This is a genomic window from Corallococcus sp. EGB (genome assembly GCF_019968905.1).
In the GTDB taxonomy this organism is placed as follows: Bacteria; Myxococcota; Myxococcia; order Myxococcales; family Myxococcaceae; genus Corallococcus.
The window spans coordinates 9412464-9431171 of the sequence record NZ_CP079946.1; the positions used below are offsets into that span (position 1 = coordinate 9412464).

An 18708-nucleotide genomic window follows, 5' to 3' on the forward strand; every position below is an offset into this window, starting at 1 on the left:
GATGGCATCCATGGGACCTGCCCGCACGAGTCCCCCGGTCTCGTGCCTTCACATGGCGTCGCACACACGGGAGCCGACCTGCCCGTGCGGTGAGGGCGCATGGGGATTTCGGACTCGAACCAGCGAGGCCGGCGGACCTCCCGTGTGCGCGACGGGGAAGGGTATAGCGAGGGGGTCTGACATTCCGGGCTCCAGGCCCCTTCACCGCGGGGGCCCGGAACCGCGCGGCGTCAGCGGGTGGCCGGGGGGTTGGACCGGGAAGGGCAGTGCACGTTCTCCGGGCAGCGTCCGTCGGACTTCGGGATGCACGCGCCGCAGCACTCCATCTCGTCCGGCTGGCACGCCGGCACGCACGCACCGCACTGCACCACGCCGCCGCAGCCGTCGTCCGCGGTGCCGCACTTCAGCCCCAGCGTGGCGCACGTCGCGCGCTGGCAGACGCAGCGGCTGTCCACGCAGGACTCGTTGGGTCTGCACCCGGGGGTGCAGGTGCTCAGGGGACCCGAGCCATCCTTCTTCGGCTCCGCGGGCACGGGCGGCGCCATGCAGCGCCCCCTGGTGCATGTTCCGGCCTGACAGTCGCCGCAGTCGATGAAGCCGCCGCACCCGTCCGGCGTCCGCCCACAAGCCACCATCGCCTGCGAGCACGTGGCCGGCGCGCAGCCATCCAGCGCCACGTTGTCCCGCGACGCGCGCACGGTGCCGCCGCCGCCCGGCGTGCACGCGCCCCACAGTCCCAATGCCAGACACAGTCCGGCCCACCGGCCCAGGCTCCGCACCGCTTCCATGTCATCCACTCCCTGTGCTCCCGAAGCGGGCCCGCGCGGCCCGGCCTGGGGAGCCATGAACGGCCCCCATCATGTGCACGCCCGGCGAGGATGTCCGGGTCCATGCGGGGGCGGGGGAGGGGGCTTCAGCGCTGGATGAGGCTTCGCGCGCCCTCGATGCGCTGCGCCTCCGTCCGCGCGTCCTCCTGCTTGCGCGGCGTGGGCACGTCCAGTCCGCGCTGCGCGGCGGGCCGGTTCTCGATGGAGGCCAGCCACCGCTGCACGCCCGGCAGTCCGTCCAGGGACACCCCGGCCCAGTCGTGCGAGCGCACCCAGGCCCAGTTCGCGATGTCCGCGATGCTGTAGTCGCCGGCCAGGTACTCGTGGTCCTTCAGGCGGCTCTCCAGCACCGTGTAGAGGCGGCGCGTCTCGTTCTGGTACCGGTCGATGGCGGGTTGGATCTTCTCCGGGAAGTAGCGGAAGAAGACGTTGGCCTGCCCCTGCATGGGGCCCACGCCGCCCATCTGGAACATCAGCCACTGGATGACGCGCGAGCGGCCCTTCGCATCCGTGGGCATCAGCCGGCCCGTCTTCTCCGCCAGGTAGATGAGGATGGCGCCGGACTCGAAGACGGCGAAGTCGCCCTCCGCGCGGTCCACGATGGCGGGGATGCGGCCATTGGGATTGATGGCCAGGAACGCGGGCTGCTTCTGCACGCCGGTGGAGATGTCCAGCGCATGCACGGTGTACGGCAGCGCCAGCTCCTCCAGCGCCACGGAGACCTTGAAGCCGTTCGGCGTGCCCCACGTGTACAGGTCGATCATGTCACCCTCGCTTCGTGTGAAGAGACGCGCCTCCGTCTAACGGCGGAAGCGCACCACTCGCACGTCGAAAGCAGGGGCGTCCCCCAGGACCTCGCGCATCAGCTCCAGCGCGCGGTCCTCGTTGAAGCTGCCGGAGCCCGCGCCGATGAGGGGGAAGGCCACGGAGCGCAAGCCATGCTCACCCGCCCGCGCCAGCGCGTTTCGCACCGAGTCCTGGATGGACCGCTCGGACGCGCGCCAGAGCATGTTGATGCCGGCCACGTGGATGATGGCCTTGAAGGGCAGGTTCCCCGGACCGGTCACCACCGCTGACCCCAGGGGCATGGGCCCCGCGCGCGCCAGCTCCCGGAACGGCGCCGTGCCGCCCCGGCGCTTGATGGCCCCGGACACCCCCTGGGGCAGCAGCAGCCACCAGGGGATGATGTTCCGGTTCCACGCATTGACGACGGCGTCCACCGGCTGCTCCAGCAGGTCGCCTTCCACCAGTTGCACGGGCATGGGCGCGCACTCTAGCGCCCATGCCCAATGACAGACACGGCCTTACGGCGTCACGTTCGCCTTGGCCGGCGCCTGCTGCTTGGACGCGCCCGCGAAGTCACCGGCGCGCACCAGGGTGGCCTTGCTGAAGTCCAGGTGGTTGGCCAGGGCCTTGCGCACGTCCTCGGCGGTCAGCTTCTGGAGCTTCGCCTCCACGGCCGCGTCGAACGCGAGCGTGCGCCCCAGGTACAGGCCGTCCGCCAGCTGATTCGCCAGGGTGCCGTCCTGCGCACGGGCGGACTGGCGGTACTCCAGGAAGCCCGCGCGCGCCTTGTCCAGCTCCTGCTGCGTGAAGCCCTTCTGCACGGCGCGGGTGATCTCCTCGCGCATGGCGGCCTCCAGCTTCTGCGCGTTCTGCGGCGCATAGATGGCGTAGGTGAGGAACCAGCCCACCGTGTCCAGCTCCTGGGCGGACAGGCTGCTGCCCACGCCATAGGACAGGCCGTCCTGCTGACGCACGCGCGTGGCCAGCCGCGAGTTGAGGAAGCCGCCGCCCAGCATGAAGTTGCCCATCAGCATGCCGGGCCAGTCCGCGTCGTCGTCGCGAATCTGGAGCAGCTGTCCCGCGAGGAAGTACGCGTTCGCCTTGTCCGGCGTCTCCAGCACCACGGACTTCGGGGCCACGGCCTGGTACGTGCGGGGCACGCGCGCGTAGGGGGCCGGGCTCTTCCAGCCGTCGAGCAGGCTGCCCACGAGCGACGGAGTCTCCTTCGCGTCGAAGTCACCCACCACCGCGAGCTCGCCGCGCGACGCGCCGTAGAACTGGCGGTGGAAGTCGCGCGCCTGCTCCAGCGTGACGGCCTTCGCGTCCGCCAGGCGCTCCTCCAGCGTGGGCACGTAGTACGGGTGGCCCTTGGGGTACTGCGAGCTGAGCACGCGCCAGAACGCGATGCTGGCCTGGGGCTGCGGCTCGCTGCGCTGCGACTCGATGGAGGCCAGCCGCTCCTGCTTGAGGAGCGCGAACTCCTTCGCGTCGAAGGCGGGCTCGCGCAGGACCTCCGTCACCAGATTGAGGACCTCCGGGAGGCTCGCGCGAGGGCACTCGATGGAGATGCTGGCGCCCAGCGCGCCGCCGTCCACGCCCACGCGGGCCTTGAGCTTGTCGAACGCGTCCATCAACTGCTGGCGGGTGTGCTTCGTGGTGCCGCGCATCAGCATGCCGCCGGCGAAGGAGGCCGCGGGCAGCTTGCCGCTCACGGCCTCCGCGGTGCCCCAGCGCAGGTCCAGCGACAGGTTGACCATCTCCCCGCGCGTCTTCTTGGGCAGCAGCGCGTACTTCACGCCGTTGGGGAGCTCGCCGCGCTGCACGCGCGACTCGATGTTGGCGGGGGAGGGGTCGAAGGCCTCGCCCTGCGCGACGGAGGCCTTGCCCTGGTAGCCGTCCACCATCTTCGCCACGTCCATCGGGGGCGGCAGCTCCGCGCGGTCCGGCTTGGGCGTGGGCACGAAGGTGCCCAGGGTGCGGTTGGAGCTCTTGAGGTACGCGGCGGCCACGCGGGTGACGTCCGCGGGCGTGACGGCCTCGATGCGGTCGCGGTGCAGGAAGAGCAGGCGCCAGTCGCCCACGGCGGCCCACTCGGACAGGAGGATGGCGGCGCGCTCGGAGTTGTTGAGCAACAGCTCCGTCTGCTTCGCCAGGCTCGTCTTCGCGCGGTTCACCTCTTCGTCGGTGAAGGGCGTGCGCGAGGCCTCCTCCACGGTCTTGTTCAGCGCCTCGCGCACGGGGCCCAGGGGCTGATCCTGGCGGGCCTCCGCGCTGAAGCCGATGACGCCCGGGTCTCGCAGCTGGTAGTTGAAGGCGCCGGCGCGCGAGGCCTTCTTCGTCTCCACGAGCGCCTTGTAGAGGCGGCCGGACGGCACGTCGCCCAGCACCTGGGTGAGCACGTCGATGGCGGCGAAGTCCGGGTGGGCGCCCTCGGGCACGTGGTAGACGCTGGTGATCCACTGGTTGTCGCCCACGCGGCGCAGCGTCACCTCGCGCTCACCATCCTGGGTGGGCTCCTGGGTGTACGTGAGGGGCACGGGCTCCGAGGGCTTCTGGAGCTTGCCGAAGGTGGACTGCACGAGCGCCAGGGCCTTCTCCGGCTGGAAGCGGCCGGCGATGACGAGCATCGCGTTGTCGGGGCGGTAGTAGCGCCGGTAGAAGGCCTGGAGCCGGTCGATGGGCACGTGCTCCAGGTCCGCCTTCGCCCCGATGGTGGCCTTGCCGTAGTTGTGCCAGAGGTACGCGGCGCTCATGGTGCGCTTGAAGAGGATGCCGCGCGGGTCGTTCTCGCCGGACTCGAACTCGTTGCGGACCACGGTCATCTCGCTGTCCAGGTCCTTCTGGGCGATGAAGCTGTGGACCATGCGGTCCGCCTCGAAGGACAGCGCCCAGGACAGGTTGTCGTCCGACGCGGGCAGGGTCTCGAAGTAGTTGGTGCGATCCAACCAGGTGGTGCCGTTGGGACGCGCGCCGCGCTCGGTGAGGGCCTGGGGCACGTTGGGGGTGGTGGGCGTGCCCTTGAACATCAGGTGTTCGAGCAGGTGGGCCATGCCCGTCTCGCCGTAGCCCTCGTGCTTGCTGCCCACGAGGTAGGTGACGTTGACGGTGACGGTGGCCTTGGTGGGGTCCGGGAAGAGCAGGACGCGCAGCCCATTGGGCAGGCGGTATTCGGTGATGCCCTCCACGCTCGCGACCGGGGCCACGGCGGCCGTCTTCGCGGCAGCGCGGGCGGTGGCGGCGGGCTTCGGGAGGGGAGCCGGGGCCAGGGCCCACGCGGGCGAAGCCACCACGAGCAAGGCGGCCAGCAGGGCGAGCGGGGTACGACGCGTCATGCGGTCCTCGGGGGACAAAGGAGTGGGCACGGGACTTCTAACCGCTCCACGGGGTCCTACCATCCCAAGAAACCCGAAGCCCCCCTGCCGGGCGTCCACACCGGGACACCCGTGGACCTTTCCAGGTCCTGCGCCGCATTTCCAACCTCACGGGTTGTCATGTATCCTGGCGCGGATCCGATGTCAGGATGGGTTGGTAGGAGACTCGCGCGTCACCAGGGAGGGAAACGGAATGGCGAAGGCGATGGGCGGGGACCTGATGCTGCAGATGCTGCAGGAGTTCCGCGAGATGCAGGAGGAGTCGAAGGAGCAGTACGCGCGGACCCAGAAGGCCTTGAAGGTGGTCGACATGAAATGTCGGGTCCTCTTCAAGAGAAGCCAGGTCTTCGCGCATCAGGTTCGCGCCTTCTCTGAACAGGTCCGCGTCTTCTCCCAGGAGATGGATGCGTTCCGCGACAACATGGGGGAGTTCGTCACGCACCTCTCGACGCTGGCGAAAGAGGTGGACGGCGTCAAACTCAACCAGACGAAGATGTTCGGTCAGATGGGTCGCGCGCTGCATCACCTCGCGGATGCCCAGACCTCCGACCGCGAGCGCATCGGCGTGCTGGAAGAACGCATGGACGGCCCAGGGGAGAACTGAGGGGCTGAGAAAAATTTAACGATTCTAATGAATTCGAGGGATGCATAAGCGCTGCTGTGCGAGCATGAATCGCCATGGCGAGGAGCAAACGGCCTCGAGTGCGTTTGCTCCGGCCAAAACGGACGCAGGTGCTGGCGGCTCGGACCTACGAGCAGTTGGTTGACCGAGGTCATCCAGTGCGCGCTGTCTGGGCGGCTGTCGAAGCGCTGGACATGTCGGACTTCGAGCGCGCCATCCGTGCGCGCGCGCATCACGCGGGTCGTGCGGCGGTGGACCCGCGGTTGTTGCTGGCGCTGTGGGTGTATGGGCAGATGGAGGGCCTCTCCAGCGCTCACGCCATTGCAGCCAGGCTGCGTACGGACGTTGCGTACTGGTGGTTGTGCGGCGGCGTCAGTGTGTCGGCGCATACGTTGTCCTCCTTCATGACACGCTCAGGCCCTGCCTTCCGGGCGTTGCTGGGCAAGCTGCTGGATGACCTGTACAGCCGCGGTGCCGTGCTCCGGCCACGACGACTCGCGCAGGACGGCACGCGTGTACGTGCTTCAGCAGGGGCTGCCTCATTTCACCGAAAGGCCACTCTGCAGAGGCGGGCAACCGCGGCGGCTGCCGCCGGCCGGTGCCGACAGGGCGCGAGCGCCAAGGCACGTGCAGCATGCAAGCGCGCTCAGGCCGATTTACAGGCCCGGGCGGCGCTCGCACTCGCTGCATTGCCGGCGGCAGCACGCCGTAAGAAACGTGCGAAGGGGGGCGCTCATGGCGAGCCCCGAGCCTCTCTCACCGACCCACAGGCCCAGGTGATGCGCATGCCAGACGGCGGCTTCCGTCCCGCCTACAACGCGCAGGCCGTCTCGGACGTCGAGAGCCGGTTGGCATTGGCTGGTCGTGTCACCGATGAGGGGGCGGACGCTGCGCAGCTGCTCCCCATGGTGCACTGGGTGGCCCGCGTCCTGGGACTCAAGCCCGAAGCCTGGCTGGTGGACGGGGCCTATCGGAATCTCAAGGCCTTCTCCGCGCTTGAGTCGCAGGGCATTCGTGTCTTTTCTCCCTTACCGGCGCGCAAGAACCTGCCTCCTCCGGAGGGGCGGAGCAGGGGCCGACGAGGCGACCTCACCCATGCGTGGCGTGCGCGGATGCAGACACCCGCCGGCAAGCGCACCTACGCCCAGCGCGCACCGACGGCGGAGTTGCTCAATGCGCAGGTCAAGGAGCGCCAAGGACTGCGCAGGCTTCACGTACGAGGTCGCAAGCGAGCCGAAGCCGCGTGGTTGCTCGCACTCGTCGCCCACAACCTCCTGCTCGCCATCGCGCAAGGGTGGCTCGACGAGTCGGAAGGGGCATTTCTTCTCACCCCCTGAGCCCTCCATGCACCACGTCGCTCAGGCGTAGATGCCCCCGGGCGCCATCGCGGAGCCGGACCCCAGGGCCTCCTCCACCTCGCGGACCTCCTCGGATGTCAGCCGGAAGTCCCCCGCCTGGATGAAGCCATCCACCTGCTTCGCGCTGCGCGCCCCGACGATGGCCGCGGTGACGGCCCGCTTCCGCAGCACCCAGGCGATGGCCACCTCTCCCGGGGAACGGCCATGCCGCGCCCCCACCTCGCGCATGCGCTCCACCAGCGCCAGGTGATGCGACAGCTTGGGCTCCTGGAAGTCCGCGTTGCCGCGGCGCCAGTCATCGGCTGGCATGGTCTGGATGCGCTGGCGCGTCATGGCCCCCGTCAGCAGTCCGGAGGCCATGGGTGAATACACGATGACGCCAATGCCTTGCTCCAGGCAGTAGGGCAGCAGCACATCCTCGATGTCCCGGTGGATGAGCGAGTACTTCGGCTGCAACGACGTCACCGGCGCGATGCGCTGGACCCGCTCCAATTGCGAGACATCGAAGTTGGACACGCCCAGCCAGCGCACCTTGCCCTGGCGTTGCAGCTCCGCCAGCGCCGTCCATCCCTCTTCCAGCTCCGCCCCCGAATCCACCGGCCAGTGCACCTGATACAAATCAATGGCATCCACCTTCAGCCGGCGCAGGGACGCCTCGCACTCCCTGCGCACCGAGTCCGCCTTCAGGCTGCGGCGGACCTTGCCCTGGTCATCCCAGACCAAGCCGCACTTGGTGAAGATGTAGGGCCGCTTGTCGCGCCCCTCGAGCGCCTGGGCCACCACCTCCTCGGAGTGCCCCAATCCATACACCGCCGCCGTGTCGATCCAATTGATGCCCGAATCCACCGCGCGCTGGATGGCTTCAATGGACTGCGCGTCATCCTGCGACCCCCAGGCGAAGGCCCAACCGCCCCCGCCAATGGCCCACGCGCCAAACCCCAGCGCGGTGAGGTCCATGTCGGAATTGCCCACCCGTCGCTTCCGCATTCCGTGCCTCCCGGGGCTGGAAAGTCGACGCGCGCGGAGGCCCCTGGGTCCCGCGCTCGGAGGCCCCTGGGAGGACGGTGTGCACCGCGGTGGCCCTCGCACGGGCCCGGGTGCCGGTTCGCCCCCCGGGCACCAGGAGGGGCGGGCCCTGGCTTCCCGTCCGCCGTCTGTCACTGCGCGACACGCAAGCGTCGTCGGGCGCGTGCGTTGATGGTAGGCCGCCTGGAGGTCGGGGGCCGTCCCTCGGGCACGTGGACCAGGAGTCCTACCGGATGAAACGCTTCTTCATTGGCGCGCTGGCCTTCATCGGAGCGCTGTCCATCCTCTTCGTGGTGGGTGTGGTGGGGTTGTTGATGCTCGCGGCGGCGAGCAAGCCGGGCGTGCCGTCCAACCTCATCCTGGAGCTGGACCTGCAACATCCGCTGCCGGAGTACACGCTGGACACGTCCCTGGCGGGCGCCTTCGGAGAAGCGCCCACGTCGCTGCGGGACGTGGTCGAGGGACTGGAGCAGGGCGCCAGGGACCCTCGGGTGAAGTCGCTGGTGGTGCGCATCGGGCAGCCGGGCAGCGCGGCGCAGGTGCAGGAGCTGCGGGACGCGGTGAAGGCCTTCCGCGCGTCGGGCAAGCGGGCGGTGGCCTACGCGGACGGCTTCGGCGAGGCCGGCAACGGCACCGGCGCCTACTACCTCGCGAGCGCTTTCGACTCCGTCTACATCCAGCCCTCTGGCGACGTGGGGCTCACCGGCCTGGCGGTGGAGACGCCCTTCGCGCGCGACGCCTTCGCGAAGCTCGGCGTGAAGCCGGAGTTCGCCAAGCGCGCCGAGTACAAGAACGCCGTCAACACCTTCACCGACGAGTCCTACGGCCCCTACCAGCGCGAGGCCACGGAGGCCTACGGCGGCAGCCTCTTCCGCCAGGTGGTGAAGGGCGTGGCGGAGGGCCGCAAGCTGTCCGAGGACGAGGTGCGCGCCCTCATCGACCGCGCGCCCCTCCTGGGACAGCAGGCCCTGGAAGCGAAGCTGGTGGACGGGCTGCGCTACCGCGACGAAATCCACGACGAGTTGGAGCAGCAGGCCGGCGAGGGCGCGAAGTTCCTCTACGTGGACAAGTACCTGGAGCGCGCGGGCCGGCCGTACCAGACGGGCAGCGCCACCATCGCGCTCATCTATGGCGTGGGCGAGGTGCTGCGCGGCAAGAGCCAGTCCAACCCGCTCTCCGGCGGACAGGTGATGGGCGGCGACACGGTGGCGGGGGCCTTCCGCAAGGCGGTGGAGGATCCGTCCGTGAAGGCCATCCTCTTCCGCGTGGACAGTCCGGGCGGCAGCTACACCGCCAGCGACACCATCCGCCGCGAGGTGCAGCGCGCTCGCGAGGCGGGCAAGCCCGTCATCGTCTCCATGGGGACGTACGCGGCCAGCGGCGGCTACTTCGTGGCCATGGCGGGGGACAAGATTGTCGCCCAGCCGGGCACGCTGACGGGGAGCATCGGCGTGTACAGCGGCAAGTTCGTCACGTCGGAGCTGTGGGCGAAGCTGGGCGTGAACTTCGACACCATCGCCTTCGGCAGGAACGCCTCCTTCGCCTCCTCCGACCAGCCGTTCACCCCCGAGCAGCGCGCGCATCTGGAGTCCGAGCTGGACACCCTCTACCTGGACTTCACCAGCCGGGCCGCCCAGGCGCGGAACATGCCACTGGAGAAGCTGCAGGAGGTCGCCAGGGGGCGCGTGTGGACGGGCGAGGACGCGCTGGAGCGCGGGCTGGTGGACGCGCTCGGCGGATACCCGAAGGCGCTGGAGCTGGCGAAGGAGGCCGCGAAGCTGGAGAAGGACACCCCGGTCCGCGTCGTCGTCTTCCCGCGCCCCCGGCCCACGGGAGAGGTGCTGTCGGAGCTCCTGGGCAAGCACGAGGCGGACAACAGCGATGACGAATCCGGGAGCCAGGCTTCCGTGTCGTCGCGGGTGCTGGAGCAGGTGCGGGCCGTGTACCGCGTGGGCGCGAAGCTGGGCCTCACCGGGCAGGGCGCGGAGGGGCGCATGCTGTACGCGCCGCTTCCGGAGGTGCGCTGGTAGCTCAGACGTGCAGGGGGACCGGGGCGGGGCCCGCGGTGGGCCGCACCGGCCGCCCGAAGATGCTGTGGTAGCGCAGCGCGTGGGACGCGCACCGGTGGCGCCGCGGATCGAACACGAGGCAGCGGGCCACCGGGCCCGCGTAGACGTGCAGCGTGATGCCCGGGGCGCTGCCGGCCACGCTCACGCGGTGGATGGAGGCGCTCGGGTCCCGGAAGTCCACGTGCCCGGCGCTCACCGGCCCCACGCGCACCGGCGTGCCCAGCCGCGCCAGCCCCGGCGCCGTTCCGCCCTCCAGGAGCGGGTAGTTCTCCAGGAGGAACTCGCCGCGCTGGACGCTGAACCAGCACTCCTGGCCATCATGGTCGTGGATGGGTGACGCCACGCCCGGGGACCAGCAGTTGACGATGATTTCCATGCCCTCGTCCCGGTGGACGAGGTTGCGCGTATAGCGGCCGGGCAGGAAGTGCAGGTAGGGCTTGAGGCTGGAGGGCGCCAGCCGCAGCCCCGCCAGCTCCGTGTCCACCCCGGCGAGCCCGCCGGGAGCGGTACGGCGCGCGCGGAGCATCCGCACGAACTCTCTCAGGCACGCGTCAGCCATGGGCTCAAGGCTAGGGACGTCTCCGACATGCGGCCACCCTCGGGTCGGCCACTGAACGTCCGCTTTGTCGTCCCCCCCTCAAGGATTGAGCCGGGGTTCGTTGAAGGACGGGAAACCGAAGGGAAGAAGTGGCCACATGGCGACTTCTGGGTCCGAGCAGGCAACCAGCACCCACCTGGACCTGATTCCTGCTGTTTCGCTGTAATTTTACACCCTCCCGGCGTAGAGGGGGAGGGTGTGGTGAGCAGGTCGTCCCGGCCGGAGCACCGAGGGGGGCCGGAGGAGAGCAAGCGATGAAGAAGCGACTGGGGGACATCCTGCTGGCGCGGGGTGTGGTGGATGCGTTGCAGCTGCAGTCGGCGCTGGCGTACCAGCGCAAGTGGGGCGTGGCGCTGGGGCAGGTGGTGGTGGACCAGCGCTTCTGCACGGCGGAGGCGGTGCTGTCCGCGCTGGCGGCCCAGTCCGGCGTGGAGGCGGTGGACCTGGACGCCTGGCCGCTGGACGCGTCGCTCGCCAGGTTGATTCCGGGCAAGGTGGCGGAGGCCCACCGGGTGGTGCCGCTGCGGCTGGAAGGGCAGGGCCTGCGGGAGGTGCTGGTGGTGGCCCTGGCGGCGCCGGCGAGCCTGGCCACGCTGGACGTGGTGAAGAGCGTCTCCGGCAAGGCGCGGGTGGTGCCCCGGCTGGCCACGGACGCCGCGCTGGAGCGGGCCATCGGGCGGATGTACCGGGGCGAGCCGGCGACGCCGCAGCGCCGTCCCGGCATGGAGGGCTTCTCCCTGCCCGAGTGGGACGAGTCGCCGCCGCTGGTGGTGGGGCAGTCCCTGGCGGAGCTGACGGACATGCCGGCGCCGGAGCCTCGGGAGCCCGTGCGCGCGCCCGCCCTGAAGCGCGACAGCGAGGAGTTGCCGATGCTGGCGCCCCTGGAGCCCGCGTGGGCGCCGCTGCCCGCGCCGGAGCCGCGCGTGACGTTGCGCGAGCAGGTGCTGGTGTACGGCTGGGGCGCGGACGCGGCGGCGGGCCTGGTGCGGGTGCTGGGCGAGGCAGGCTTCACGGTGAAGGTGGCGAGCACGGGAGAGGTGTGCGCCGCGAGCGAGGCGCAGGTGGTGGTGGCGCCGCTGCCCGCGATGGAGGTGCTGGCGCAGCGGCTGCGTGCACAGGTGCTGGTGGCGGGCAAGACGCCGGAGCGGGACCTGCCCCGAGCGCAGGCGGTGCATGCGCGCGGCTTCGTGGCGGCGCCGGTGGATCCGGACCTGCTGCTGCGCGCGGTGCGGCGGCTGTCGCGCGCCTCCGGGGAAGCGCGCCTCAAGCACGCGAGCTGATCAAGGCACCGCGGCGAGCCGGGGCATCTCCTCCGCCGCGTCGGGGAGCCACAGCGAGCCCAGCTCCAGGGGGACGGAAGCGAAGGGCTCGGCGCGCACCAGGGCGTCGTCCTCGTGGCTCGCGATGAGGAGCCAGCCGCGCTTGAGGCGCTGGTAGACCTCCAGCGTGCGCGCGACGGGGTCCACCAGCCAGACGTAGGACACGCCGGCCCGCGCATACAGGGGCAGCTTGCGGGCCCGGTCCAGCGCGGTGGTGGCGGGGGTGAGGACCTCGCAGACCCAATCCGGCACCAGGGTGAAGAACGCGGCACCGGGCTCCGGCGGAGCCGCCACGCGCTCACGGCGCCAGGCGGCCAGTTCGGGCACGAGGATGTCGCCTCCCAGGTGCAGCTCCGGCGCGCGCAGGAAGCACCAGCGGCCGTTGCCGCCGCGGCGCGGGTCCAGCCGCTCTCCCAGCTCCACGCCCATCATGAAGGCCGCGCGAGCGGGCGCCACGGAGAGGCGGGGCGAGGCCACCAGCTCGCCATCGAGGATTTCCCCCACCCAGCCCGACGGCAGCGCCGAGAGCAGGGAGTGAGAGGTGGGTTGGGAGTGCTGAAGTGCCGTCATGATTCCTCGGGGAGCGCCGGTGAACGCGAGGCATTCTAGGGAGGGGTCTGACATGCGGACCGCCACCCGCGCAGGCGCTACTTCCCGATGCAGAAACGCTGGAAGAGGGTGTCCAGGAGCGCCTCCGACACGCTGGTTCCGGACACCTCGCCCAGGGCCTCCAGCGCGAGCCCCACCTCGCCGGAGAGGACCTCCAGGGTGGACACGCGCGAGGCGGCCTCCGCGCGGCCCAGTGCCTCGGCGGCGCGACGCAGGGCATCCGCGTGACGTTCGGACACGAGCGCCACCGCGGAGGGCGTGCCACCGCCCCACAGCCGCGTGAGCACGGAGGTCCGGAGCGCCTCCACGCCTTCACCCGTGAGGCCGCTGACGCGCGGCGGGGCAGGGGAGGGGAGGACGCCGGAGCCGCGCTCCTCCAGCATCACGTCGCACTTGCCGGTGACGACGAGCACGGGCGTGGCGCCGGCCTCGCGCGTCCACGCCGCGGCCTCTTCGCGCGAAGTCCCCGCAGGCAGCACGAGCACCGCCAGGTCCACGGCCGCGAGCAGCTCCTTCGTCCGCGCGATGCCCAGGGCCTCCACGCGGCCCGGGGCCTCGCGCAGGCCGGCGGTGTCGTAGAGCGTGACGCCCAGGCCGTCCCACTCGATGCGGGCCTCCAGTGCGTCGCGGGTGGTGCCGGGCTCGTCATCCACCAGCGCGCGGGCCTCGCCCACCAGCCGGTTGAACAGCGTGGACTTGCCCGCGTTCACCGGGCCGTACAGCGCCACGCGCGCGCCCTGGCGCACCAGCCGCCCACGCCCCACCTCCGCGCGCAGCGCATCCGCGGCGGCACGCAGCGCGGTGACGCGAGGGCCGGCCTCCGCGTCCGCGCCCTCCGCTTCGTCGGGGAAGTTGAGGACGCCCTCCAGGTCCGCGTGCAGCTCGCGCAGCGGCGTCTCCAGCGCGCGGAGCCGCTCCGCCAGCGCGCCGGACAGCCCGGCCGCGGCGGCGCGCACGGCCGCCTCTGAATCCGCGGCCACCAGGTCCGCGACCGCCTCCGCGCGGGTCAGGTCGATGCGGCCATTCAGGAACGCGCGCCGGGTGAACTCACCGGGAAGCGCGGGGCGCACGCGCTCGTCCTCCAGCGCCCGCGCGAGCAGGAGCCGCAGGAGGCGCGGGCTGCCATGCGCCTGGAGCTCCACCACGTCCTCGCCGGTGAACGACCGGGGCGCCTGGAAGTAGAGGAACAGCCCCTCGTCCAGCACCGCGCCCGCCGCGTCCACGAACGACGCCAGGTACGCGTGGCGCGGAGTGGGGGAGGCGGGAACCCCGGGGGCCAGCCTCCGCCCCACCTCCAGCGCGGCGGGCCCGGAGACCCGGAGGATGCCCACCGCCCCCGCGGCGGGCGCGGTGGCGAGCGCGACGATGGTGGCGGTGTCCGGCGTCATGTCGGAGGAGAGGCCCGGCCCCGTTCCCTCGCGGGCGGGCCGGGCGCTCCTGCCTACCGGGCGCCCTGCGGCGGCGTGGATCCGCGCGCGGCGCGCTCCACGTCGTCGCGGTGCTCCGCGATGTACTTCTCCACCTCGGCGTCGTCGACCTGCAGGTCGCGCAGCACGCCCGGGTAGACGAAGCGGAACGCCGGGGACTCCTCGTCCCCTCGCAGGCGGAAGCTCATCTTGAGCACCGCCGCGCCGTACAGCTTGTCCTTCAAACCCTTCGCCTTACCCATTCGCTCCTCTCTCGCGCCCGCCGGCGGCCCGAGCAGGCACGCCCGCTCAGCCGTCGACGTCGTCCTCGTCGTCGTCCGGCAGCAAGCTCCGCTTGGGCAGCGGGGCGGGCTTCGCCGGGGTGAACACCACGCGTCGGTTGCGACCTTCGCCTTCCGCCGCCACCTTCACTCCGTCCACTCCTTCTACCGCCTTCAGGACGCGCGCGCGGTCTTCAGTCTTCATGGCGGCGAACGCATAGAAGCGTCCCAGGCTGGCGGACTTCTCCGCGAGCTTGCGGACGGCCCCCCGGAACACCGGATCCTCTTCGACCTGCAGGGTGCGCTCGTCCGCCTCCACCGCCTTCGCGGGGGCCTGCGGCTGCGCGGGCTTCGCGGGCTGCTGCGGCCCCGGCTGCCCTCCCCGAGCGTTGCGCTGCTGCGGCTGCGAGGCCGGAGCGGGCGCGGCCGCACGGGCCGGCGGCTGCGCGGGCGCGGAGGCCGCCACCTGCGCCACGGAGGCGGCCGGAGCGGCGGCAGCGGCCTGCTGCTGCGCCGCCGCGTCACGGCGCGGCCGGGGCTCCGGGTGCGCGCCCGCGCCCAGCATCACCCAGCGGCGCTCCACGCCGGGGCGGTGGAGCATCTTGTTGAGCAGGAACTGGAGCGAATCCAGCACCTGGCTGCGCTTGCCCGGCTCCACGCCCGGAGGCGCGCCGGACTCGAAGTGGAGCGCCACGGACAGGCTGCCGTCGCTGGCGTCCTGCAGGTCCAGCCGCGCCGGGAACCCCATCAGCCCGAGGATGTCCGTGAGCAGCTTCTCCACCCGAGGGCGGAAGTCCGCGCCGCCCGCCACGCCCTGTGTCGCGCTCACTTGCGTTTGCCTCCCCCGGCCGTGACCACCGCCGGTGTCCCGCCGCCCTTCTGGTTCTTCTTGCGGTCCAGCCACTTGCGCAGGCCCCACTGCTGGCCAATGGAGAGCACGTTGTTCGTGAAGATGTAGAGCGACAGACCGGCCGGGTACTGCAACAGCGTGAAGGTGAAGATGACGGGCATGATCCAGGTCATCATCCGCGCCTGCGCCGCGTCCATCATCTGCGGCTGCATCTTCTGCGTGATGATCATCGACACGCCCAGCGCCAGCGGCAGGATGTACGTGGGGTCCTTGTAGGTGAGGTCGCGCCAGATGGGGCCGAAGAAGGGCTCGCCGTAGATTTCGAAGCTGTTGCGCAGCGACGTGAACAGGGCGATCCACACCGGCATCTGGATGAGCAGCGGCAGACAGCCGCCCAGGGGGTTCACCTTCGCCTCCTGGTACAGCTTCATGATCTCCAGGTTCTGGCGCTCCTTGTCGTCCGCGAACTTCTTGCGGATCTCATCCATCTTCGGCTGGAGCACCTTCACCGCCTCCATGCTGACCATGGAGCGGTAGGTGAGCGGCAGGAGCGCCAGCTTCACCACCACGGTGAGCAGGATGATGGCGACGCCCCAGTTGCCCACGATGCCGTGGAAGAACTTCATGATGGCGAGCAGGATCTTGCAGACCACCGCCCAGATGCCGAAGTCGACCGTGTCCTCCAGCCGGGGGTGGTTGGGCGTGGCGGACAGGCCGGCCACGGCGCGCAGCTCCGGGCCGGGCACCGGGCGCAGCAGGTCCGGGTCCTTGGGGCCCAGGTAGCCGCCGAAGCGGAAGGTGGCCACCTGGCCGGGGGCCACGTTGAGCGGGAAGCCCGCGGACACCTCGCGCGCGGTGGGCGTGGCGGTCAGCGTGCAGTGGCCGTTGAGCGCGCCGTCCAGCGGGTAGAGCGCGGACAGGAAGTACTGCTGGTTGATGCCGAAGAAGGAGATGGGGCCGCGCGTCTCCTCGGGCGGCTTGTCGCCCGGGGACAGGTTGTGGAGCTTGTCCTCCACCCAGCACGCGGAGCGGCTCAGGTTGCCCACGCCGCCGAAGAAGGACGGGGCGTGCTCGAACTCCGGGTCGATGGCGCGGCCGTAGTGCACCTTCATCTCGCCCGTCTGCGGCTGGGCGGAGGTGTTGCGCACCTGGACGGTGTAGGTGAACTCGAAGCCGTCGCGCGGCCACAGCAGCGTCTTCGTCACCTCCCACGGGCCCTGGCGGCCGGTGAACGCCACGCTGCCGCCGTTGTCGGTGGGGCCCTCCTGCACGGCATAGCGCGTGTTCGCGGCCAGCGGCGCGCTGCCTTCAATCGTCACCGCGAGCGGCAGCGGCTGGCCGGGCACCGGGTGCGCCACGTTCATCTGCGGCGGCGGCGGGATGTCCTTGCCGAAGAGCTTCTCGAAGCCCTCCTTGACGGTGAGCGACTGCTGCTCGCGCATCTTCGTGCCCTGGAGCACGGCGGAGGTGAGGCCGGCGCCCTCGGAGGAGAAGGTGTACTTCACCTCCGGGCGGCTGAACTCCACGGTGCGCACGGGGGGCGGCGGAGCCTCCTCGGCGTGGGTGCCGGCGTCCTCGCCGGTGGCGCCCGGCGGCACGGCGGCCATGCCCGGGGTGCCGGCGTCGGCCGTCGCGGCGATCTCCGCGCCCGCGTCCGCGCCTTCCGCGCCCGGGGGCGGCCCCTTGGGGGCGAAGAAGAAGGTGTAGGCAGCGGTGACCGCGAAGGAGAGGGCGAGCGCCAGGAGCAGCCGCTTCTGCGAATCGTTGGACTGGGGCGACAGCGGGTCGTTCGTCATGGATTTCCCTGTGCCGGCGGCACGGCGCCGGAGGGCGGGCGGAAGCAAACCGTCAGGGGACGGGATCGAATCCACCGGGGTGGAATGGCTGGCAGCGCAGCAGGCGCCAGACGGTGAGGGCGCTGCCCTTCAAACCGCCGTGTTTTTCCAGCGCCTGCATGGCGTAGGTGGAGCACGAGGGGTGGAACCGGCACGCCTTCGGCAGCAGAGGCCCCAGGAACCGCCGGTAGAAGCGGATGGGCAGCGCGATGACGAAGGCGAGTGGACTCATGGGGCAGGCTCTTCAGGGGTCACGCGGGGTGCCGGAAAGAGCCGTTGCAGCTTACGGGTGACGCCGTCGAACGCACGGGAAACTTGCGCGAAGGAGGCCTCCTTCGCCGAGGAGCGAACGACCAGGACTACGTCGAGGCCCGAGGGCCATTGCCCGCGGTGCTTGCGGAACAGCTCGCGAAGCACTCTGCGCAGGCGTGCGCGCACCACCGCGTTGCCCACCTTGCTGGAGACGGTGAGCCCGATGCGGGAGTGCGCCCGGGAGTTGCGTTGGACGAGGGCCAGGAGGCAGTCGGAGGGAATCTTCTGACCGCGCTCCTGGACTTCGAGGAACTCACGACGGTGGAGCAGGCGAAGGGCCTTGGGGAAGCGCTCGTCGGTTGCCGGAGGCACCCGCGGCGCCGCTCCCTCGGCCATCGTCCGTGCGTCCAGTTACTTCTTGAACGACGACACCACCAGGCGCTTACGGCCCTTCGCGCGGCGGCGCTTGAGGACATCCCGGCCGGACTTGGTGGCGTTCCGCTTACGGAACCCGTGGGCGCGGTTGCGCCGGATCTTCGACGGCTGGTACGTGCGCTTGGACACAACGACTCCTGAAGGCTGAAGGCGGCGCCTGGGACACCCGGCGCGACCCGTACATTGGAAAGGGGGCGTCCGTAACCCTATTTCCTGGACAAGTCAATCAAGGATCACCTGCGCCGACCGTGCAGCCCTGCGCCGGGTGGACCGGGCGATCATGTAGGAAAAGGGGGGAGGGGGCAAGGAACGGATGGGTGCGCCGCCCGTTCAAGTAGCCTCTCCGGGATGATCCTCCGCGACGTCACGGATGAAGACCTCCCCCTGTTCTTCGAACACCAGCGCGACCCCGAAGCGGCGCGCATGGCCGGATTTCCATCGCGGGAGCGCGATGCGTTCATGACCCACTGGCGCACGAACGTCCTGCGCCCCGGGAACGTCAACCGCACCATCGTGATGGGCGGCGTGGTGGTGGGGAACATCGGCAGTTGGGAACAGGAGGGCCAGCGCCTCGTCGCCTATTGGATTGGCCGCGAGCACTGGGGCCAGGGCCTCGCCACCCGGGCCCTCTCCGAGTTCCTCCGGCTCGTGCCCACCCGGCCGCTGCATGCGTGGGTCGCCGCCCACAACCTCGCGTCGATCCGCGTCCTGGAGAAGTGTGGCTTCCACACCGTGCCTCACGAGGATCCGGACGAAGTCCTCATGAGGCTGGGTCCGGCGTAGGAGCGGAGGAGGATTTCCGCGCTCCGCCCCCTGTCCAACACCCGACGTCCGCGCGCCACGGTGGATCCGTTCAGGTGGAGCCACCGCCCACCTTCGCAACCCACCGGAACGGCTCGCGCCCAAGGCACGAAAGCGGATCCACGGTGGGTGATCATCCCCACCCGCCAGGGCGTCCTGCTGATCCGTGCTACAGGTCGGTTCCTTGATCAGCCTGGGAGCGGGTGTTAGCACCGCCGAACGCCCGCGGGTTCCCTCCTTCCGCGCCGTTCCTGAGCCTCTAC

Annotated in this window: 19 protein-coding genes; 5 read left to right on the forward strand and 14 right to left on the reverse strand. The window is 70.7% G+C overall.

Annotated features, from left to right (window positions below):
• Positions 1–230 precede the first annotated feature (230 nt).
• From KYK13_RS38665 to KYK13_RS38680, 4 genes are all read right to left on the reverse strand, one after another.
• Positions 231–788 (reverse strand): hypothetical protein, encoded by a 558-nt coding sequence (locus KYK13_RS38665; RefSeq protein WP_223640563.1) that lies wholly within the window; start codon positions 786–788, stop codon positions 231–233.
• 125 nt (positions 789–913) lie between these two features.
• Positions 914–1591, reverse strand: a complete 678-nt coding sequence (locus tag KYK13_RS38670; protein ID WP_223640565.1) for a glutathione S-transferase family protein — start codon at positions 1589–1591, stop codon at positions 914–916.
• A gap of 36 nt (positions 1592–1627) precedes the next feature.
• Positions 1628–2089, reverse strand: coding sequence for a macro domain-containing protein (locus KYK13_RS38675; RefSeq protein ID WP_223640567.1), 462 nt, complete (start codon positions 2087–2089; stop codon positions 1628–1630).
• A 42-nt stretch (positions 2090–2131) separates the two neighbouring features.
• Positions 2132–4945: a pitrilysin family protein gene (locus KYK13_RS38680; protein WP_223640569.1), complete on the reverse strand. Its 2814-nt coding sequence runs from the start codon at positions 4943–4945 to the stop codon at positions 2132–2134.
• Between the two features lie 232 nt (positions 4946–5177).
• Here KYK13_RS38680 and KYK13_RS38685 point away from each other — a divergent pair, with 232 nt between their 5' ends.
• Positions 5178–5588: a hypothetical protein gene (locus tag KYK13_RS38685; protein WP_223640571.1), complete on the forward strand. Its 411-nt coding sequence runs from the start codon at positions 5178–5180 to the stop codon at positions 5586–5588.
• Positions 5589–5662: 74 nt separating this feature from the next.
• A complete protein-coding gene (locus tag KYK13_RS38690; protein ID WP_223640573.1) occupies positions 5663–6943 on the forward strand; it encodes a transposase in 1281 nt (426 codons plus the stop codon).
• A 21-nt stretch (positions 6944–6964) separates the two neighbouring features.
• Here the strand turns inward: KYK13_RS38690 and KYK13_RS38695 are convergent, their stop codons facing one another.
• On the reverse strand, positions 6965–7951 hold the full coding sequence (locus KYK13_RS38695) for an aldo/keto reductase (protein WP_223640575.1): 987 nt from the start codon (positions 7949–7951) through the stop codon (positions 6965–6967).
• Positions 7952–8223: 272 nt separating this feature from the next.
• Here KYK13_RS38695 and sppA point away from each other — a divergent pair, with 272 nt between their 5' ends.
• Positions 8224–10020: a signal peptide peptidase SppA gene (gene sppA / locus KYK13_RS38700; RefSeq protein WP_223640577.1), complete on the forward strand. Its 1797-nt coding sequence runs from the start codon at positions 8224–8226 to the stop codon at positions 10018–10020.
• A 1-nt stretch (position 10021) separates the two neighbouring features.
• On the opposite strand, the gene KYK13_RS38705 is transcribed toward sppA, so the two are convergent.
• Positions 10022–10618, reverse strand: a complete 597-nt coding sequence (locus KYK13_RS38705) for a cysteine dioxygenase family protein (protein WP_223640580.1) — start codon at positions 10616–10618, stop codon at positions 10022–10024.
• A gap of 293 nt (positions 10619–10911) precedes the next feature.
• On the opposite strand from KYK13_RS38705, the gene KYK13_RS38710 reads away from it, so the two are divergent.
• Positions 10912–11937 (forward strand): general secretion pathway protein GspE, encoded by a 1026-nt coding sequence (locus KYK13_RS38710; protein WP_223640583.1) that lies wholly within the window; start codon positions 10912–10914, stop codon positions 11935–11937.
• Here the strand turns inward: KYK13_RS38710 and KYK13_RS38715 are convergent, their stop codons facing one another.
• The 8 genes from KYK13_RS38715 to rpmH form a co-directional block, all read right to left on the reverse strand.
• On the reverse strand, positions 11938–12546 hold the full coding sequence (locus KYK13_RS38715) for a Uma2 family endonuclease (RefSeq protein ID WP_223640585.1): 609 nt from the start codon (positions 12544–12546) through the stop codon (positions 11938–11940).
• A gap of 77 nt (positions 12547–12623) precedes the next feature.
• Positions 12624–13973 (reverse strand): tRNA uridine-5-carboxymethylaminomethyl(34) synthesis GTPase MnmE, encoded by a 1350-nt coding sequence (mnmE, locus tag KYK13_RS38720; protein ID WP_223640588.1) that lies wholly within the window; start codon positions 13971–13973, stop codon positions 12624–12626.
• A 53-nt stretch (positions 13974–14026) separates the two neighbouring features.
• A complete protein-coding gene (locus KYK13_RS38725; RefSeq protein WP_223640591.1) occupies positions 14027–14254 on the reverse strand; it encodes a hypothetical protein in 228 nt (75 codons plus the stop codon).
• A 46-nt stretch (positions 14255–14300) separates the two neighbouring features.
• Complete coding sequence (locus KYK13_RS38730; protein WP_223640593.1) at positions 14301–15101, reverse strand: hypothetical protein; 801 nt, start codon at positions 15099–15101, stop codon at positions 14301–14303.
• A complete protein-coding gene (gene yidC, locus KYK13_RS38735; RefSeq protein WP_223640595.1) occupies positions 15098–16918 on the reverse strand; it encodes a membrane protein insertase YidC in 1821 nt (606 codons plus the stop codon). Before yidC ends, KYK13_RS38730 begins: the two co-directional genes overlap by 4 nt.
• Before the next feature lie 52 nt (positions 16919–16970).
• Positions 16971–17189, reverse strand: coding sequence for a membrane protein insertion efficiency factor YidD (gene yidD, locus KYK13_RS38740; RefSeq protein ID WP_014400870.1), 219 nt, complete (start codon positions 17187–17189; stop codon positions 16971–16973).
• A complete protein-coding gene (rnpA, locus tag KYK13_RS38745; protein ID WP_223640597.1) occupies positions 17186–17605 on the reverse strand; it encodes a ribonuclease P protein component in 420 nt (139 codons plus the stop codon). The genes yidD and rnpA overlap by 4 nt, the downstream gene beginning before the upstream one ends.
• A gap of 15 nt (positions 17606–17620) precedes the next feature.
• A complete protein-coding gene (gene rpmH, locus KYK13_RS38750; RefSeq protein WP_014400872.1) occupies positions 17621–17773 on the reverse strand; it encodes a 50S ribosomal protein L34 in 153 nt (50 codons plus the stop codon).
• 219 nt (positions 17774–17992) lie between these two features.
• On the opposite strand from rpmH, the gene KYK13_RS38755 reads away from it, so the two are divergent.
• A complete protein-coding gene (locus KYK13_RS38755; RefSeq protein ID WP_223640599.1) occupies positions 17993–18427 on the forward strand; it encodes a GNAT family N-acetyltransferase in 435 nt (144 codons plus the stop codon).
• The last annotated feature ends 281 nt before the right edge of the window (positions 18428–18708 follow it).

Bases quoted from the DNA above. Each gene is read 5' to 3' on its own strand.
- yidC (WP_223640595.1), bottom strand. From the start codon at position 16,918: ATGACGAACGACCCGCTGTCGCCCCAGTCCAACGATTCGCAGAAGCGG.
- KYK13_RS38665 (WP_223640563.1), bottom strand. From the start codon at position 788: ATGGAAGCGGTGCGGAGCCTGGGCCGGTGGGCCGGACTGTGTCTGGCA.
- KYK13_RS38690 (WP_223640573.1), top strand. From the start codon at position 5,663: ATGGCGAGGAGCAAACGGCCTCGAGTGCGTTTGCTCCGGCCAAAACGG.
- KYK13_RS38710 (WP_223640583.1), top strand. From the start codon at position 10,912: ATGAAGAAGCGACTGGGGGACATCCTGCTGGCGCGGGGTGTGGTGGAT.
- KYK13_RS38715 (WP_223640585.1), bottom strand. From the start codon at position 12,546: ATGACGGCACTTCAGCACTCCCAACCCACCTCTCACTCCCTGCTCTCG.
- yidD (WP_014400870.1), bottom strand. From the start codon at position 17,189: ATGAGTCCACTCGCCTTCGTCATCGCGCTGCCCATCCGCTTCTACCGG.
- KYK13_RS38675 (WP_223640567.1), bottom strand. From the start codon at position 2,089: ATGCCCGTGCAACTGGTGGAAGGCGACCTGCTGGAGCAGCCGGTGGAC.
- rnpA (WP_223640597.1), bottom strand. From the start codon at position 17,605: ATGGCCGAGGGAGCGGCGCCGCGGGTGCCTCCGGCAACCGACGAGCGC.
- KYK13_RS38685 (WP_223640571.1), top strand. From the start codon at position 5,178: ATGGCGAAGGCGATGGGCGGGGACCTGATGCTGCAGATGCTGCAGGAG.
- mnmE (WP_223640588.1), bottom strand. From the start codon at position 13,973: ATGACGCCGGACACCGCCACCATCGTCGCGCTCGCCACCGCGCCCGCC.
- KYK13_RS38755 (WP_223640599.1), top strand. From the start codon at position 17,993: ATGATCCTCCGCGACGTCACGGATGAAGACCTCCCCCTGTTCTTCGAA.
- KYK13_RS38670 (WP_223640565.1), bottom strand. From the start codon at position 1,591: ATGATCGACCTGTACACGTGGGGCACGCCGAACGGCTTCAAGGTCTCC.
- KYK13_RS38725 (WP_223640591.1), bottom strand. From the start codon at position 14,254: ATGGGTAAGGCGAAGGGTTTGAAGGACAAGCTGTACGGCGCGGCGGTG.
- KYK13_RS38705 (WP_223640580.1), bottom strand. From the start codon at position 10,618: ATGGCTGACGCGTGCCTGAGAGAGTTCGTGCGGATGCTCCGCGCGCGC.
- KYK13_RS38695 (WP_223640575.1), bottom strand. From the start codon at position 7,951: ATGCGGAAGCGACGGGTGGGCAATTCCGACATGGACCTCACCGCGCTG.
- sppA (WP_223640577.1), top strand. From the start codon at position 8,224: ATGAAACGCTTCTTCATTGGCGCGCTGGCCTTCATCGGAGCGCTGTCC.
- KYK13_RS38680 (WP_223640569.1), bottom strand. From the start codon at position 4,945: ATGACGCGTCGTACCCCGCTCGCCCTGCTGGCCGCCTTGCTCGTGGTG.